The organism is Capnocytophaga sp. oral taxon 864, assembly GCF_002998835.1.
Taxonomy (GTDB): domain Bacteria; phylum Bacteroidota; class Bacteroidia; order Flavobacteriales; family Flavobacteriaceae; genus Capnocytophaga; species Capnocytophaga ochracea.
In genome coordinates this window covers 452,359-469,980 of record NZ_CP027232.1, presented here as the reverse complement: position 1 = coordinate 469,980, position 17,622 = coordinate 452,359, and the positions used below count along the sequence as shown (strand labels likewise).

Sequence of the window (17,622 nt, the reverse complement as noted above, 5' to 3'; positions counted from 1 at the left end):
AGACGTCAAATCGTTAGCTATCAAACTTGATTACTGATTTTTTTAGTAATAAAAACAAACTCTTGCCAAGGCAATTGCTCAGGACGCTTATCAAATATAGGGTCTTGTTTTAAATTCTCATCTGTAAGTAGTGATTTTAGGCTATTGCGAAGGGTTTTTCGCCGTTGATTGAAAGCCGTTTTCACTACGGTAAAGAATAATCCTTCATCACAATCTAAATGGAAGTCAGTTTTGCGTACTAATCGTATTACACCACTCTTTACTTTGGGCGGAGGATTAAAAACACTCTCCGAAACTGTGAATAAATAGCTCGCTTCATAAAAAGTCTGTACTAAAACTGACAAAATTCCATACGTTTTACTGCCTTCGTGCTCGCATATACGTTCGGCAACCTCTTTCTGAAACATTCCGCTAAACTCAGGAACGTATTCTCGCAGTTTAAGTAGTTTAAAAACGATTTGAGTAGATATATTATAAGGAAAATTACCTATAATGGCAAATGGTTCGGCTAAATAACCCGCTACATCATATTTCAAAAAGTCATCGGCAATTATTTTTCCTCTTAATGCAGGGTAATTTGCCTCCAAATAATCTACCGATTCCTTATCGATTTCCACTATGTGCACATCAACATCTTTTTTGAGCAAAAACTGAGTAAGTACGCCCATTCCAGCTCCTATCTCTACTACTTTTTTATAGTTTTTTAGCGATAATGTATCAGCTATCTTCTGCGCAATGTTCAAATCTTTTAAGAAATGTTGTCCTAAATGCTTTTTTGCTTTTACTAATTCCATTTATATACCTTTCAGCGAGACTTTTAGTTGTTCTTTTGCAGAAGTATCGACCTTATTTCATCATAATGGTCAGTTCCTACCAAAAACACTTTCTTTCTGTCCTTAGACAATATCCTGATTGCCTTATTATGTTTCGTATTATAGATGATACCTGCCGAAGTATACCGTATCCCAATGCCATAATACCAAGGAATATCAATGAGTTGAATAGTAGAGACGTCCATTTCTTGAAAATTCATTCGCCTATTCAAAAAACCGATACCAAATGAAGCTACAATACCATAATCATCAATTACAGTAGTAAGTTTATAGAATACAGCTACTAAAATAACCACTAATAATATAATTATTGCCCAACCTCCTTTGCTTTGATAGCCCGAAAAAGCTATAATCCCTATAAAAAGGGCTAAAAAAGACAGTAATATATAAGAAAATTGTGTTTCTTTAAATTCTATAGCTGTTTTCATAATATTATTCTTTTGTGCAACTTAAAAATACACAGAAGCCACACCCTAAAATCTAATAAAAATTTATAAACAAGAAAAAGAACAAATTCTTAACTTTGGTGGCGGGTGGGCTTCTGTGCTAAAATGTTTATATTATTGCATTACAACTAACTCTTTACGAGTTTACCAATGCTTTCAAGTAGTTGCGGACGGTCGGAAAGAGCTATCTTGGCTACTTCGTAAAATTCCTTCACCCATTTGTTCATTGCCTCGAAGGCTTTGTTCTTATCCTGAGTGGCTTGTTGGTCGATACCGCGCAATTTCACGTATTGCGCACGGAGTTCTTCCACTTTCGCAATGGCTGAAAGCTGTTCATCGGCGACGGCTTCGGTAAGTTTGAACCTGTCGAGCGCTGCTCGCTGGGTAGTAGTAGTTTTAATGCCTTCGTAAAGCTTTTTCGTGGTGGCTAAACCTTCCAGATAATCGCGTGACATCGTTCCTTTTAACCCAAATGATACCAGCGCTTCGGGAGATGCTTTTAACGCTACTTTTGCGACCTTGCGATGTTCTTTATATTTGTCGCTCATCGCTTTATAAGCCTTTTCAAACAAGGTTCTTTTCTCTACCGTTTGGCTTGTTTTTGCCAAATTATCGTTATAAGCGGCTTGTGCTTTGTCATAAAGCGCTTTACCTACTTTCATAGCCTCTTCATTGTATTGATATTCCTCTAACTGAGCTTTCAATTCGGCTATTTCACTGTAATTGGTAAATAACAAACGTCTGTTTTCAAGTGTTTTTAATTCTGTGCTCTTTTCCTTCATAATATTACATATTTTAAAAGGTCTATAAATTAGTTGAAAAATGTTAAATCATTATGATTTACATTCATTTTTATACCGCAAAAATCCTGCCAAATAACACTGTGCAAATTATTGTTTTTGTTTGTAGAAAAGCATTCTTTGTAAACTTCTCATATCAATTTAAAATAAGACGATAAGCTGTTACATTACTTACGTTTGTAGTTACAGTGGGTTATTTTGGCATTACAATACGCTTTTTACTTATTACTTAGTTTTGTTATCTTATTACTTCATTACCTTTTAAATTTACTTTCTTTTGTTTTACAGCTGCAGCACTTTCTTTTGGTGTTACAAATGGATAAAATGCTCTATCAATTTCTTACTTTACGGAGTAACAAGATAGCTAAAGTAAGGAAAATAAGGTTAGGCAAGAGGACAGCCATCAATGGGGATAAGCCTCCTGAACTTTGGGCAAGGGTTCCAAACACACGGTCGAAGAACACAAAGCTAAAACCTACGACTACTCCCACCATTAAGTTGATTCCCATTCCTCCTCGCTTTTTCACCGATGAAACAGCCACGCCGATAAGCGTAAGGATAAAGGCAGTACTTATTGCACCCCAACGGCGGTATTTTACCAATAGATACATATTTAAATTGGGTGAACCTTTCATCTTTTCGCGTTCAATAAACTTGTTTAGCTCAAACAAGTTCTTATTTTCCGCTGTATATTCCATCGGCATTAGGTCATCAGGTTTGAAATTGAATATCGTGTCTAACTGGTCGCGTTTCACTATCACATCGTCGCCCTCCCCTATCTTTCTTTTGGAGTAATTAGTAAGCCGATAGGTTTTCGTGCTGTCTATCCACTGAATCGTTTCGGCATTTATCTTTTCCGTCATCTTAATACCATTAAAATGTTCTACTGAAAAGTTATACCCGCGTTTGTCTTGGTAGTTAAACGAGCTTACATAAAGGTAATCGTTGTCAGAAAACTGATTGTAGAGGTCTGAAACGCTTTCCACCTTCGAAGAACGTATATACTTATTCCAAAAATCATTATACACAGTGCTGGCAGCGGGTACAATAAACATTCCCATAAAAAACACTATTACCGAAATGATACTCGCACCCACTATATACGGACGCAAAAAACGCATATACGATACACCTGAGCTCTGGATAGCGATTATCTCGGTATTATTGGCTAACTTTGATGTAAACCAGATGATAGAGAGGAATAGCAAGATGGGAAACAATATATTGGCAAAATAAACGATAAAACTGAGGTAATACCACAGTATTTCGTTCATCGGAGCGCCCTTTTGTATCATCTTGTCTACTTTTTCAGATAAATCTACGATAATTCCGATAGGAATAAAGAGAATTATCATCATAAAGAAGGTAAGAAGATAGCGTTTTAAGATGTACCAGTCGAGTATTTTCATTTTTTTGTTTTTTAAACCTCCCCCTATCCCCCTCCAAAGGGGAATTAGCGACGCAAAAGCGTTTTTATCAGAAGTATATTAATTAATTTAATTTGTTTAAAGACGATTTGACATATCAGCAACCATTTTTGTCTTCCACGTAAGAAAAGTACCCGCTACAATTTGTCGGCGAGCTTCTCTCACAAGCCATAAATAGAAACCAAGATTGTGAATTGAAGCGATTTGTTTGCCCAAAAACTCGTTAGCAGCGAATAAATGACGTAAATAGGCTTTCGTGTAATAGGTATCTACGTAAGTATGCCCATCAGGGTCTATGGGCGAGAAATCATCTTCCCATTTTTTGTTTTTAATATTGATAATTCCTTTTGCAGTAAAGAGCATTCCGTTGCGAGCATTGCGCGTGGGCATTACACAATCCATCATATCCACTCCCAAAGCAATATTTTCCAATATATTAACAGGTGTACCTACTCCCATAAGGTATCGGGGCTTGTTTTTGGGGAGAATATCGCATACAAGTTCGGTTATTTCATACATTTGTTCTACGGGTTCACCTACTGATAGCCCCCCGATAGCGTTTCCGTCGGCATTTTTGCTTGCAATATATTCGGCAGACTGTGTACGAAGGTCTTTATAGACTGACCCTTGTACTATCGGGAATAAACTTTGATGATAACCGTATTTAGGAGGTACTTTTTCGAGGTGAGCAATGCATCTATCGAGCCACCTATGCGTGAGATGCATTGAACGTTTTGCATAACCGTATTCACAAGGATAAGGCGTGCATTCATCAAAAGCCATCATAATATCAGCACCTATACTGCGCTCTATTTCCATTACTTTTTCGGGTGAAAAAACGTGAAAAGAGCCATCGATATGACTTTTGAACTTTACACCTTCTTCTTTTATCTTTCGGTTGGCAGCCAATGAATATACTTGATAACCACCGCTATCGGTAAGTATGTTTCTATCCCAATTAATAAACTTATGTAAGCCTCCTGCTTTTTCCAAAATGGGTGTTTGAGGTCGCAAATAGAGGTGATAGGTGTTTCCCAAGATGATATCGGCATTAATATCGTCTTTCAGTTCGCGTTGGTGCACTCCTTTTACGCTTCCCACCGTTCCCACAGGCATAAAAATGGGGGTTTCAATCACGCCGTGGCTGGTAGTAATCTTCCCAGCACGTGCTTTAGTATGTTCGTCTGTTTTTAGTATTTCAAAATCCATAGTTGAAACATTTTCGGGCGCAAAGGTAGGGAAGAATTAGCAAATTAGCAAATTAGAAAAGCTAGCAAATAGGCTAATATCTCTTTCAGAATAACTGAGTAAAGGCGTAAATAGCCAAACCGACTAATCCGCCTACCAAAGTGCCATTGATACGGATAAATTGGAGGTCTTTACCTACTTCCAATTCAAGTTTTTCGCTCAATTCGCGTCCCTCCCAGTTCTCCACCGTATGACTGATGAGTTTCCCCACTTCTTCTTTGTTTTTTAGCACAAACTGATAGGCAGTTTTCTGTACCCAAGCGTCTATTTGATGTTGCAGCTGGGCATTTTGGCGGAGTTCATCGGTGAGGCGCTCCGTAGCGGTGCGCAATAGCTTTGCAAGATGTTGTTCCCACTCAGGAGTATTGAGTTTTTCAGCAAATTCATATAATTGCGCTGTAATTTCAGCCCTGATAGGGTGTGTTTCATCTTCCGATGCTTTTACAACTAACTGATAGAGCCCATTGCTTACCTTCCGAGTAATTGTATCTTTAATAAACGATGGAACAAGAGGAGGAAATTGGCCGTCAATTTCGTGTTGCATCAGCTCTTGATGTTCGGCGAGGTAAGTAGCTACCTTTTCAAAAGCTTTCCGAAGGAATTTCTGATGTTTATTCTCATCTAAAAAAGTAGTGAATACTTCGCTTGCTTTTGCATTGAGAGGTATTTTTCTTACAAAAGTTTCTATCTGGTGAGGAGTACTTTCTTTCGAGAGCCACTCAACTATAAATGATGATACTTTAATATCGGTGATGTAAGGACGTATCTGTTTAGGTTTCAAAAAGTTCTCCACTACAAAATTACCTAAATTCTCCCCGATGTCATTCTTTTTTTCCTCAATGAGATTGGTATGTGGAATGTTTAATCCTAATGGTTTGTGAAAGAGCGCTGTTACTGCAAACCAATCGGCAAGCGCTCCTACCATAGCGGCTTCGGAAAAAGCCTTTATATAACCTATAAAAGTGAGTTCGGGAGCTTTTTTATGCCATACCACCATTGCTATATAAATGATGAGCATCAAAACAAAGAGCCCCGTAGCTATATTCTTGTGGTGTTGTAGTTTTTGGCGCTTGGAACTGTTCATAAATTATCAGCTTTTCAGGTGCAAAGATACGAAGAAAAGTGTGAAAAATAAAAAAGTTGAGTAATATAAATTGTCAGATAGTAATTATTGCCTATCTTTGCATCAGTTTATTCTAAATAGTAGTATTTTAAAACTTGTAATAAAGATGATAAAAAAGCACTTTTTAATAACATTAGCCGTAGGAATAATTGCTTTACTTACTCTTTCATTTGTACAGCAAGCAACTGTTAAAAAATACAAATGCCTCATACAACTCACCAATTACAAGGGTGAAGGAGCCTACATAGTAGTTTCACTCATCAATCCCGAAGGTAAATATGAGCAAACACTACAAATTCTTGGAGATGATCCTGAATGGTACGACGATCTTACTCAATGGTGGAAGTTTTATGGCAAACGCCAGACAATTGATGGGATTACGGGAGCTACCATTAGCGGAGGAGAACGCACTGTAAAGATACTTACAATTGATGATAGTAAACTGAACAAAGGCTACAAAATACGTTTTGAGACTGCCGTTGAAGATGAATATTACTACGCTAAAGATGCTGAAGTGGAATTTAAAACCGAGAATCTTAACACTAAAGTTGAAGGTAAAGGATATATCCGTTATGTGAGATTAATGCCTAACGATTGACAATCTTCTTAAAGAAATTATGAGTAAAGAAATTATTTTAGACCGGTTATGGGCATTAGAAGACTCTCCTTATAGAGATTTTACAGCGAATTTGATTCCCACTGTGGAGAAATCTCGTATTATAGGGGTTAGAACACCTGCAATGCGAGCGTTGGCTAAAGAATTAGTAAAGCATTACCCTACTGAGGCAATGTCTTTTTTAGAAGAGCTACCTCATTATTATTATGAGGAGAATAATCTACACGGTTTTATCATTGAACAGCTAAAAAATTTTGATAAAGCGATGCAATATACAGAGCGGTTCCTCCCTTATATTGATAATTGGGCTACGTGTGATACTTTTGCTCCTAAAATCTTCTTGAAATACCCCGAAGAGACATTAAAACACATCAAACAATGGATTACAAGCAAAGAAACCTATATAGTACGTTACGGAATTGGCTTGTTATTGTCTAATTATTTAGATGCTCTTTTTAAGGAAGAATACTTAACCTGGGTAGCAAAAATTACCTCAGATGAATATTACATAAATATGATGATAGCGTGGTACTTTGCTACTGCTTTAACAAAACAATATGAAGCAACAATCCCTTACATAGAATCAAAAACACTTTCTCCTTTTGTTCAAAATAAGAGTATACAAAAAGCAAGAGAAAGCCGTCGTATTTCTGAAGATACTAAAAAATATTTGTTGCAGTTTAAACTCTAATCTTGTTCTTCTCTTTCAAAAAAACTAAATACGCTCCCTCCATATTTCTTCGCTTGTGAGAAAAATGGCTGTTCTGATAAATCTGTTTTAGAAGAATGTTCAATAATGAGCATTCCATTTTTAGTAAGTAAGTTTTGATTGAAGACAATATCGGCAATAGTAACAAACTTTCCAATTGGGAAATCATACGGAGGGTCAGCAAAGATAACATCAAACTGCTGAGTAGTACGTTTTAAATATTCATATACATCGGCTTTAAGTGCTGTAATAGGGTAGACTAATTCACATGCTATTTTATTGATAAATTGCACACAACCGTTATGGTTATCAACTGATAATACTGAGGGGCAACCTCTACTGGCAAACTCATAGCTAATATTTCCTGTTCCTGCAAAAAGGTCGAGTACAGAAAGTTCTTCAAAATAATAATAGTTATTGAGTATATTAAAAAGAGCTTCCTTCGCAAAATCGGTAGTAGGGCGAACTGGCAATTTATTAGGTGCTATAAGCTGTTTCCCTTTATTCTTCCCTGATATTATTCTCATAAAGATTAACCTTTTTATTGAACAGTTTTCCTCACTGTTAAACTCTGCATTACCTCGTTCATAGCTTCTTGGATAAAGAATAAACTCATTAATTATTCTTCCGCTTCTTTCATCGTGTGGTACACCTGTTGCACGTCCTCATCTTCCTCTATCTTCTCGAGAAGTTTCTCCACATCGGCTTGTTCTTCAGGGGTAAGTTCTTTCGTTACTTGTGGAATACGCTCGAAGCCTGATGATAAGATTTCTATGTTACGGCTTTCTAACTCTTTTTGGATAGCTCCAAAGCTCTCAAAAGGCGCATAGATGAGGATACCGTCTTCGTCTACAAACACTTCTTCTGCCCCGAAGTCTATCATTTCGAGTTCCAACTCTTCGGGGTCTATCCCATTGCCATTAATACGGAAGTTACAAGTGTGGTCGAACATAAACTCCACTGACCCCGATGTACCTAAAGTACCATTACACTTGTTAAAATAACTGCGAATATTAGCTACGGTACGGTTGTTATTGTCGGTTGCCGTTTCTATGAGTACAGCAATACCGTGAGGAGCATAACCTTCAAAAAGAACTTCTTTATAGTTTGCAGTATCTTTTTCAGTTGCTTTTTTGATGGCACGCTCAATATTTTCTTTAGGCATATTGGCGGCTTTGGCATTCTGTATCACGGCACGCAAACGCGAGTTACTCTCAGGGTGAGGACCTCCCTCTTTCACTGCCATTACGATGTCTTTCCCTAAACGGGTAAATGTTTTTGCCATTGCTGCCCAACGCTTAAATTTACGGGCTTTTCTAAATTCAAATGCTCTTCCCATTTTTATTTTAGTTATTAGTTATTAGTTTGTTATCTGTCTGTTCTGTTGTCTTAATCAAAATTTGGTTATTCACAAAGTGTAAAGGTGTCTCAGGAAAGTCAAGATGAGTAAGGCGTTTCATTTCATTAAACACCTTACAATCATTATCGAGTTTTAATCCTTTCACTTTCGTCTGTTTCACTGAAATCACATTGGCATAAAGAAAATTGCCTTTGCGGTCAATCTTAATATCAAGCAAAGGAGCAATACCATTAACTCCTTGCAGATTAAAATGCCCATAAGTATTGAAATTTCCCATACTATAAGCGATAAACTTCCTATTGTACACTTCCACCGCACGGGTAACGTGAGGTCCGTGCCCCAATACAATATCGGCACCTGCGTCTATTACCGAGTGCGCAAACTTATACACATTCCCCCTATTTTCACCGAAGAAAAACTCATCAGCTCTCGGCACGCGTGTATTTTTAGAGCCTTCAGCACCTCCGTGGAAAGAAACAATGAGGATATCCGCCTGTGGGCGCAATTCTTTTACCAAATCGGTAGCTTGTTCTATGTTATTTATCGATAGCATATTGCTATTGGGCGAAAAAGCACAAAATCCGTACTTTATGCCTTCTTTCTCAAATACAACCGACTTTTTTTCTATTGGCCCTGCGTGGTATATACCCACCTTATCGAGTATTTTAGCCGTATTGCGCCGTCCTTTTTCACCAAAGTCATTGGCGTGATTATTAGCGGTACTCATCAGGTTAAAACCTGCTTCCTTAATGATTTTCCCATAGCGGTTGGGCATACGAAAAACATAGCAAGGGCTCTCTTCTGTATCCTTGCACTTCTCGAAATCGCCACTCTTGCACTTCTCCGAATCGCCACTATCGAGTATCGTTCCTTCTAAATTTCCAAACACAATATCACCTTTCAGATAGGGTTTTACGTATTTAAAACTGTTCACCGCATCGTCCTTAGGCAAATAACCAGCAGGAAAACCCGAGCCTATCATCACATCGCCAACGGCTATTATGGTAAGCGTATCTTTGGTACGAACGAGTAAGGTATCAACAGTAGTATGCACCAAACTATCTATTTGGGCTGTAGCATATCCACTAAAACTCAATGCTATTAACAGTAAGATTCTCTGCATCTTATCCTTTATTTTTCGGCAATCACATCAATTCCTCCTTTTACGGTCTGATTGAGTTGTACATTTATTTTCGTCCCCAAAGGCAAATACACGTCTACACGCGACCCGAATTTGATAAATCCAGCATCTTCGCCTTGTACCACTGTTTCTCCCACTTTGGCATAATTCACAATGCGTTTAGCCAATGCTCCCGCTATTTGTCGGTATAAAACTTCACCGAACACAGGGTTATCTACCACTATGGTAGTACGTTCATTCTCTTCCGAAGCCTTAGGGTGCCACGCTACCAAATACTTTCCCGGGTGATACTCGCTATAAGTAACCTTTCCGCCTAAAGCATAACGAGTTACGTGCACATTCACAGGCGACATAAAAATCGATACCTGCAAACGTTTATCTTTAAAATATTCTTTCTCAAACACTTCTTCTATCACCACCACCTTACCGTCTACGGGAGCGATAATATGCTGGTCATTTTTAGGCGTAATGCGTTTAGGATTTCTAAAGAACTGCAATATAGCTATCAAAAATAAAAAAGCTACTATCTGTATAAGCTTCTTAAGCCACGGTATATCAACAAAATAATGCGCTATAAGCGATATACCTATCACGGCGAATAGCGTAATGAGAATAATCTTAAAACCTTCCTTGTGAAACATTGTATGCAATTATTTTAGGGTGCAAAGATACGAAAGAATTAACAAATTGCAACGCACAATAAATATTTTTCAACCATAATTCTTGGTCTTCCCTATTTTTTTACTACTTTTGCCCTCTGACATTAAAACTTTAATAACTATTGCATTTTTTTTGGCATATCGGCAATTTTAACATTTTTTCCTCAATGTCGAAAATTGAAGTTTTTACCAATTGAAATACAGCTTAATAAGACGTTAGCTTCGGCTTACCTTCGTCTTAGGTTCGTCTTTCCTTCGTCTTAGCTTCGCTCTAACACCATCTAAACAGCAGAGTAGCTGTAACTCTTATTTAACTGATTAATAAATATTTAATATTTTTCATAGTAATAAAGATAAAGAAGTGTTTTAATCATTTTTTTTGAAGAAAATGCACGGTTTTTATATATTTTAACATTTTTTTCTCAGTTTTCTAATCAGTACTCCACTTTAATAGATAATACTGATAATCAATTATATTTAATGAATTACATAGAATACACTTTTACCATTGCCCCTATGGGGGTTGCTTCTGAAATATTAGTTGCCGAACTTGCCGAAGTAGGCTTCGAGAGCTTTGTAGATACCGAAACCGGTTTGCAGGCTTATATACAAGAACTCTTTTGGAATGCTAATATACTCTCTGACATACAGATACTTCACAGCGAGGAGTTCCAAATTACCTACACACATCAAACTATTGAACAGGTGAATTGGAATGAGGAATGGGAAAAACACTTCGAGCCTATCACCGTAGACGATGAGTGTACCGTACGTGCTACCTTCCACCCCGAAGCACATACCCCTTATGAAATTGTTATCGACCCTAAGATGAGTTTCGGTACTGGTCATCACGAAACTACTTATATGATGTTGCAATTCCTTTTAAAGGAAGAACTCAAAGGCAAAAAAGTGCTCGATATGGGTTGTGGTACAAGCGTACTCGCTATTATGGCAGCCAAACGCGGGGCGAGTGAGGTACTCGCCATTGATGTAGACGAATGGTGCGTAGAGAACTCCATTGAAAACGTAGAACGCAATGGTTGCGATCACATCAAAGTACAGCTGGGAGATGCTTCCTCACTGGCTAATGAAAAAGACTTCGACCTTATTATTGCGAATATCAACCGTAATATTCTCTTAAACGATATACCGCAGTATGTACCAGCTCTCAAAACAGGAGGCGCTCTCTTGCTCAGTGGTTTTTACAAGGAAGATATACCTCTTATCCGCGAAAAAGCGGAAGCATACGGTTTGCAATACATCGAGAACTTAGAACGCAACAACTGGGTAGCAGTAAAATTCAAAAAACAAGCCTAATGAATACTTTTGCCGATAGAATTATCAACTTCAACACACATTTAGAGTACAACCAATCCTTGCCTAAGGATTTTGATGTGCTGAATCCTTATATGGATAACCCTGAAACTATGGAGGTAATGCGTGCTTTTTATCACAAATTCTACAACGATAACCGTCAGCGGAAATTCATTATAGGCATCAATCCCAGCCGACACGGGGCAGGAGTTACAGGCGTTCCTTTTACTGATACCAAGCGATTAGAAAGCGAGTGTGGTATTGCAATGAAGTCGGCACATACCCACGAAGTATCATCGGTTTTTATGTATGATATGATAAAAGCATACGGTGGAGTCACTAAGTTCTACAATGATTTTTATATCAATTCTCCTTTCCCTTTGGCTATTGTGCGAAAAGCCTCGGACGGCAAATGGCTCAATGCTAATTATTACGATGAAGAAGCACTCTTCAAATCATTAAAGGATTATATGATAGAAACTTTAAAAAAGCATATCGCCTTAGGAGTAGATACTCAAAAGGTGTTCGTATTAGGCAAAAAGAACGCTACTTTCTTACAAAAATTGAATAAAGAAGCTACTTTATTTGGTGAAATGATAGTATTGGAGCATCCTCGCTTTATCCAACAGTATAAATCAAAAGAAAAACAGCTGTATATCGATAAGTTTTTGACGAGTTTTGGAGTATAGACAATGAAGCAATACGATGTTTTGGTGATAGGTAGCGGACTTTCGGGGCTCTTTTCGGCTTTGCTCTTGGCTAAAGCAGGAAAGAAAGTGTGTATATTGGAGAAAAATGAGCAGTATGGGGGTAACCTGCAAACTTTTGTGCGCAATAATACGCTGTTTGATACAGGAGTGCATTACATAGGAAGTCTCGCAGAAGGTCAGGTGTTATACGAATATTTTAAAGATGTAGGTATTGCCACTCATCTTTCGGTAGAACGCCTTGATATAAACGGCTACGACCGTATTTGTTTTGGCGATACACCTAACGTAATGTATCCTCACGCTCAAGGTTATGAGAACTTCGTACAACAACTCCTCTCCTACTTCCCTAATGAGAAGAAAGCCTTAGAAGCGTACGCCCACACAATGCAATCTATTTGCGATAAGTTTCCACTCTACCGCCATAAACAAGCAGTAGCCGATTACGATGTGCATACGCTTTTCTTAAAACTCTTAGACTTCCTCAATGGTATTACTACCAACGACCGACTCAAAGCTGTGCTCTTGGGCTCTAACTTTCTCTATGGAGGCGCTGATGAGCAGACACCTTTATACGTGCACGCGCTATCGGTCAATTCATATATAGAAAGCGCTTGGCGACTCACACAAGGTGGTAGCCAAATCACCAACTTGCTCATTGAAAAATTGCGCCAATACGGTGCTGACCTTTTCAACCAAAGGGAGGTCATAGGCTTTGAATACAGTGAAGGGAATACTATCAACACAGTACTCACCAAACAAGGAGAGCAGTTTGTTGCAAAACAAATCATCTCGGCTATAGATGTAAAGCAACTACTCAACATCACAGGCAAAACACCTTTTAAGCCTTCTTTTTGCAAACGCGTGCAGGGCTTACAACCTACGGTTGCTGCCTTTTCATTGCATTTGGTACTCAAACCAAATGCTTTTCGTTACTTGCCATATAATGTGTATTGGTTTAAGGATAATAACAGTGTTTACCACGCTACTAATTACCCTAATAACGACTTTCCGATTTCGTATATGCTCTCTATGAATCCTCCAAAGGACAGCAGGGAGTATACTAATAATGTTACTATCCTCACCTATATGAACACTGATGAACTGCAACGCTGGCAAAATAGTTTTACGACCAACACCGAGGGCAACCCAAGAGGCAACCAGTATGAAGTTTTCAAGCAACAACGTGCTATGGATTTATTAGATGTAGTTGCTCAACAATTTCCCACACTCAAAAGTGCTATTGCTCATTACTACACCTCTACCCCACTCACTTACCGCGATTATATAGGCAACCCCACGGGAGCATTGTACGGCTACAAAAAAAACGCTAACCATATAATGGAAAGCGTTTTTATGCCACAAACTCACATCAAAAATTTGTATGTTACAGGGCAGAGTGTTGCAATGCACGGATTAGTAGGAGTTACTATCAGTGCGGTACTCACCTACCAAATTTTGATGCGGTCTTTAGGTTTTTTATAGAGTTTATCACCTTCTTTTACATCAAAGGCTTTATACCAAGCGTCTACATTCACAAGCGGACCGAATGAACGGAAATATCCTGGGCTATGAGGGTCGGTTTTTACTTGGTTTGTAAGGTATTTATCAGTCGAAAGCGTACGCCATACGGTACCCCAAGAGATAAAGAAACGTTGTTCTTGAGTGAAGTTGCTTATTTTACCTACATTGCCTTTGTCTTTTAAGTACATTTGCAAAGCATCAAAAGCGATGTTCACCCCACCGAGGTCAGCTATGTTCTCACCACTGGTGAAAGTACCATTTACAAATACACCTTTTACAGGTTCGTATTGGTCGTATTGTTTAGCAAGGGCTTTGGTTGCGTTCTCAAAGTTCTTTTTATCTTCAGGAGTCCACCAATTTTTTAGATTACCATCGCCGTCAAATTCAGCGCCACTATCGTCAAATCCGTGTGTCATTTCGTGACCTATTACAGCACCAATACCACCGAAGTTAACCGCAGGGTCGGCTTCAAAATTGAAGAAAGGAGGTTGTAAGATAGCCGCAGGGAACACAATTTCATTATACAATGGATTGTAATATGCATTCACTGTTTGAGGCGACATACCCCATTTAGTTTTATCTACAGGCTTGCCTACTTTTTCCAAACTCTTTTGGTAAGCCCATTCACTCACGCGTTGCAAGTTAGCAAAATACACCGTTTTAGCAGCCGGTTCAATGGTTAGTTTAGAGTAGTCTTCCCACTTATCGGGGTAACCTACTTTCACAGTAAATTTATTGAGTTTAGCCAAAGCCTTTTCCTTAGTAGCATCTGACATCCAAGTTACATCTTTGATATGTTGCGCAAAGCTCTTTTTCAGATAATCTACCAAAGTAACCATTTCTTCTTTAGCTTTAGGTGGAAAATACTTTTCTACATACAATTTACCAAAGGCTTCACCCAAAATACCATTGATCACACTTAGAGCGCGTTTGTTCATTGGACGTTGTTCTTGTTGTCCTTGCAACTCCTTGTTGTAGAAGTTAAAAGAAAGCTCATCGAGTTCTTTGGTAAGGTTGCTCGCATTATCAGCTACTAATTGATATTTGAGGTAATCTTTGATAAGAGGCAAGTTCTTTTCGTTGATAAACTTATCGTATTGTTTGTACAAACGAATTTCAGAAACAACTACTTTATCAGTGTTCACCCCTACGTTTTTAAGAAACTGAGGTAGATTGAGGTTCTTCACTAATTTGCTGAGCTCAGCCATTGTTTGAGGGTTGTAGCTAAGGTTAGGGTTGCGGTCTTCCTCATTGGTGAGCATTAGTTTGGCTACCGAGCGTTCAAAATCTACCATTTGTTTAGCTTTCTCAGCGGCTTTGTCGTCTTTAAGCACTTTGAAGATAGCCTTTACATAATCTTGATACTTTTGTAAAGCCTCAGTATTCTCCTTGTTGTCTTTTTGATAGTAATCGCGCCCCATACCGATGCTAAAATTGCCAAGATACACAGTATTCATATTAGAATCCTTCATATCGGCATATACCCCCCAAGCACAGATAGGGTTTTCGCCCTCGCGAGTTACCTCTTCCAAATACTTTTGAAGGTCTGTGAGGTTTTTAATAGCCTCAATCTTATTCAAATAACCTTCAATAGGTTTAAGCCCTTCGGCATCACGCTTTTTCCAATCGATAAACGATTCGTAGAGGTCTTTTATTTTCTGACCTTCAGTACCTTTAGCGAAGTTTTCCTTAAGGAGATTATCCAAGATGAGCGAGCAATTCTCATCGGTTTTCTCGCGTAGGATATGGAAAGAGCCCCACGTAGGTTTATCAGCTGGTATTTTGGCAGTTTTAGCCCAAGTGCCGTTCACATAATTGTAGAAATCATCTTGCGGACGTACCGTAGTGTCCATTTCAGCAAGAGCAATCCCCTTGTCTGCATTTTTGTCTGTCATTGCATTTTCTGATTTTTTGTTATTTCCGCCACAAGCAACGATGAGTGCTGCCGACGAAAACAACAGTGCGGTTTTTACTGTTTTTCTCATCATCTTGTATAATGTTTTTGTTTAATGAAGCAAAGGTAAAAAATAATTAGCGATTAGCAAAGAAAGATGAAGAATTTTAATATAAAAAACTTTGCTAAGCCTTTTCGTAAGGTTTAGCAAAGAATGGGATAAAGAAAGGTTTATAGTTTGTTTATTTCCTTCCTCAGTTCATTTATTTTTTGTCTCTTTTCATCCATTTTCTGTTTCCGTTCATCCATTTTCTGTTTCCGTTCATTTAATCTCTGCTGGTAAAGGTCGGCGCGTTGTTTGTGAAGATAAAAAAAATTTTCTTGGAAGCGGTTCATTGCTTTTTTTTCCAAATCATAAACCCGTTTTATTTGTTTTTGGGTGAGAAACTTACTATACTTGGCGTAGTAATCTTTCCTGAGGTCAAGTATTCTTTGGCTGTGTTCAAACTGTTCTTGTATGGCCTTCTTTGCCTGATCTTCAGTTATCATATCTGCTGGGGTATCAGTCCTTTTTTCAGAACGAAGTGCCCATAATTCTTTTTGATACTGACAAAAAGTTTCAATGAACTGTTTAGATGCGACATCGCTCAAAGCAAGTTCATTAGCAATTTGTTTGGCTTGTGCAATAGCCAATTCTTCACGTGATAAATGCTGTTTATCAGTACTTTGAGCTGACAGAGCTCCTCTAAAAGCTATTATTACAATAGCTAACAGAAATAGTTTTAAAAAATTGTTTTTCATACGTTTGTTTTTTTTACTCGTTAATAAATACGTCATCTTCAAAGACTGTGATGATATAATTTTGGTCTTCTTCACTGAGCTTACTAAAAGCTTGTTCAACCGAAATAGTAGTGCGCTGTTCAAAAAACACATTTTTTACGATAAAAAACAAAGCAATAGTTGCTGCTATAGCGAGAGTAACCTTGAAGGTTATCAACCTAAAATTTTTCTTAGGTTTGGAGGATATAGGTTGATGATTTTTTACTTTTTCCAAAATAGTATCTTCTATTTGTTCAAAAAAATCATCAGGCACTGTATAAGGCATTTTTTTACCTATTTTGCTAAAATCAAAATCTGTTTTCATAGTTGTTAATCGTGGGTTTTCATATATTCTACAATTTTATTTTTGGCATTATGATAATTAGCCTTTACGTTTGCTGTGGTTGAGTTGGTTATTTGGGCTATTTCATTATAATTTAACTCGTCGTAATAACGAAGATTGAATGCCAATTGCTGTTTTGTAGGCAATGATAAGATGGCTTTCTGCAATTTCACGCTTTCTAAATCAGTGTAATCAACATAGTTAGCACTCATTATACTATTGGCATACATTTCCGAGCTATCTAACGAGAGTTGTCCCTCTTTTCTTCGGCTTAAAAGACGTGAGGCTTCATTAGTAGCAATCTTATAAATCCAAGCTCTAAAAGAATCTTTACTTTTGAATGTATGAAATGACCGGAACACTCGTATAAAGGTTTCTTGTACGGCATCTTGTGCATCTTCGTGCTCAACTACAATTCGCCGAATATACCAATATATTACTTTTTTGTATTTATTCATCAGCAATCGGAATCCGTTTTCAGGGTGCTCGCTCATCGCAACTATTATGGTTTTATCATCTATTATCATTGCGATAACTGTTTTTTTGTTTGTTTTTTCAATTGATTTATTTAAACAAACGTTCTGTAATAAAGACCTACCAAATGAGTAAAAGTAAAATTGATAGGTGATTTTTTTTCTGTAAATCAAAAAAAGCTTTGC

General features: G+C 37.8%; 19 protein-coding genes. 5 read left to right on the top strand and 14 right to left on the bottom strand.

Features of this window, described 5'->3' with window-relative positions; all coding sequences use genetic code 11:
- Positions 1–20 precede the first annotated feature (20 nt).
- The 6 genes from rsmA to C3V44_RS02145 all read right to left on the bottom strand — a co-directional run bounded on the left by rsmA (position 21) and on the right by C3V44_RS02145 (position 5,838).
- Positions 21–794, bottom strand: coding sequence for a 16S rRNA (adenine(1518)-N(6)/adenine(1519)-N(6))-dimethyltransferase RsmA (gene rsmA, locus C3V44_RS02170; protein ID WP_106095369.1), 774 nt, complete (start codon positions 792–794; stop codon positions 21–23).
- Positions 795–817: 23 nt separating this feature from the next.
- Positions 818–1,261 (bottom strand): hypothetical protein, encoded by a 444-nt coding sequence (locus C3V44_RS02165; RefSeq protein WP_106095368.1) that lies wholly within the window; start codon positions 1,259–1,261, stop codon positions 818–820.
- Positions 1,262–1,407: 146 nt separating this feature from the next.
- On the bottom strand, positions 1,408–2,061 hold the full coding sequence (locus tag C3V44_RS02160; RefSeq protein ID WP_106095367.1) for a hypothetical protein: 654 nt from the start codon (positions 2,059–2,061) through the stop codon (positions 1,408–1,410).
- 350 nt (positions 2,062–2,411) lie between these two features.
- Positions 2,412–3,488: an LptF/LptG family permease gene (locus C3V44_RS02155; protein WP_106095366.1), complete on the bottom strand. Its 1,077-nt coding sequence runs from the start codon at positions 3,486–3,488 to the stop codon at positions 2,412–2,414.
- A 96-nt stretch (positions 3,489–3,584) separates the two neighbouring features.
- Positions 3,585–4,715 carry a tRNA guanosine(34) transglycosylase Tgt gene (gene tgt / locus C3V44_RS02150; protein ID WP_106095365.1) on the bottom strand — a complete coding sequence of 377 codons (1,131 nt, stop codon included), beginning with the start codon at positions 4,713–4,715 and terminating at the stop codon, positions 3,585–3,587.
- Positions 4,716–4,800: 85 nt separating this feature from the next.
- On the bottom strand, positions 4,801–5,838 hold the full coding sequence (locus tag C3V44_RS02145; RefSeq protein WP_106095364.1) for a DUF445 domain-containing protein: 1,038 nt from the start codon (positions 5,836–5,838) through the stop codon (positions 4,801–4,803).
- Positions 5,839–5,983: 145 nt separating this feature from the next.
- On the opposite strand from C3V44_RS02145, the gene C3V44_RS02140 reads away from it, so the two are divergent.
- Both C3V44_RS02140 and C3V44_RS02135 read left to right on the top strand, forming a co-directional pair.
- Positions 5,984–6,475 carry a DUF2271 domain-containing protein gene (locus tag C3V44_RS02140; protein ID WP_106095363.1) on the top strand — a complete coding sequence of 164 codons (492 nt, stop codon included), beginning with the start codon at positions 5,984–5,986 and terminating at the stop codon, positions 6,473–6,475.
- Positions 6,476–6,494: 19 nt separating this feature from the next.
- On the top strand, positions 6,495–7,184 hold the full coding sequence (locus C3V44_RS02135; RefSeq protein WP_106095362.1) for a DNA alkylation repair protein: 690 nt from the start codon (positions 6,495–6,497) through the stop codon (positions 7,182–7,184).
- Here the strand turns inward: C3V44_RS02135 and C3V44_RS02130 are convergent.
- The 4 genes from C3V44_RS02130 to C3V44_RS02115 all read right to left on the bottom strand — a co-directional run bounded on the left by C3V44_RS02130 (position 7,181) and on the right by C3V44_RS02115 (position 10,344).
- Entirely contained in the window at positions 7,181–7,729 is a 549-nt protein-coding gene (locus C3V44_RS02130; protein ID WP_106095361.1) for an RsmD family RNA methyltransferase, read from the bottom strand. The genes C3V44_RS02135 and C3V44_RS02130 overlap by 4 nt on opposite strands.
- Before the next feature lie 92 nt (positions 7,730–7,821).
- Positions 7,822–8,541 carry a YebC/PmpR family DNA-binding transcriptional regulator gene (locus C3V44_RS02125; protein ID WP_002672129.1) on the bottom strand — a complete coding sequence of 240 codons (720 nt, stop codon included), beginning with the start codon at positions 8,539–8,541 and terminating at the stop codon, positions 7,822–7,824.
- 7 nt (positions 8,542–8,548) lie between these two features.
- On the bottom strand, positions 8,549–9,685 hold the full coding sequence (locus C3V44_RS02120) for a CapA family protein (RefSeq protein ID WP_106095360.1): 1,137 nt from the start codon (positions 9,683–9,685) through the stop codon (positions 8,549–8,551).
- Between the two features lie 8 nt (positions 9,686–9,693).
- Positions 9,694–10,344, bottom strand: a complete 651-nt coding sequence (locus C3V44_RS02115; RefSeq protein ID WP_009422183.1) for a phosphatidylserine decarboxylase family protein — start codon at positions 10,342–10,344, stop codon at positions 9,694–9,696.
- Between the two features lie 498 nt (positions 10,345–10,842).
- Here C3V44_RS02115 and prmA point away from each other — a divergent pair, with 498 nt between their 5' ends.
- Genes prmA through C3V44_RS02100 form a run of 3 tightly spaced genes read left to right on the top strand, consistent with a single transcriptional unit; the run spans position 10,843 to position 13,868 of the window.
- Positions 10,843–11,679: a 50S ribosomal protein L11 methyltransferase gene (prmA, locus tag C3V44_RS02110; RefSeq protein ID WP_106095359.1), complete on the top strand. Its 837-nt coding sequence runs from the start codon at positions 10,843–10,845 to the stop codon at positions 11,677–11,679.
- Positions 11,679–12,365 (top strand): SMUG2 DNA glycosylase family protein, encoded by a 687-nt coding sequence (locus C3V44_RS02105; protein WP_106095358.1) that lies wholly within the window; start codon positions 11,679–11,681, stop codon positions 12,363–12,365. Before prmA ends, C3V44_RS02105 begins: the two co-directional genes overlap by 1 nt.
- Positions 12,366–12,368: 3 nt before the next feature.
- Entirely contained in the window at positions 12,369–13,868 is a 1,500-nt protein-coding gene (locus tag C3V44_RS02100; protein ID WP_106095357.1) for an NAD(P)/FAD-dependent oxidoreductase, read from the top strand.
- Here C3V44_RS02100 and C3V44_RS02095 read toward each other — a convergent pair.
- The 4 genes from C3V44_RS02095 to C3V44_RS02080 all read right to left on the bottom strand — a co-directional run bounded on the left by C3V44_RS02095 (position 13,832) and on the right by C3V44_RS02080 (position 17,490).
- On the bottom strand, positions 13,832–15,895 hold the full coding sequence (locus C3V44_RS02095; RefSeq protein WP_106095356.1) for a M13 family metallopeptidase: 2,064 nt from the start codon (positions 15,893–15,895) through the stop codon (positions 13,832–13,834). The two genes, C3V44_RS02100 and C3V44_RS02095, sit on opposite strands and share 37 nt — an antisense overlap.
- Before the next feature lie 137 nt (positions 15,896–16,032).
- Positions 16,033–16,602, bottom strand: coding sequence for a hypothetical protein (locus tag C3V44_RS02090; protein WP_106096611.1), 570 nt, complete (start codon positions 16,600–16,602; stop codon positions 16,033–16,035).
- 13 nt (positions 16,603–16,615) lie between these two features.
- Positions 16,616–16,945, bottom strand: a complete 330-nt coding sequence (locus C3V44_RS02085; protein ID WP_106095355.1) for a hypothetical protein — start codon at positions 16,943–16,945, stop codon at positions 16,616–16,618.
- 5 nt (positions 16,946–16,950) lie between these two features.
- Positions 16,951–17,490 carry an RNA polymerase sigma factor gene (locus tag C3V44_RS02080; RefSeq protein ID WP_106096610.1) on the bottom strand — a complete coding sequence of 180 codons (540 nt, stop codon included), beginning with the start codon at positions 17,488–17,490 and terminating at the stop codon, positions 16,951–16,953.
- Between the last annotated feature and the right edge of the window lie 132 nt (positions 17,491–17,622).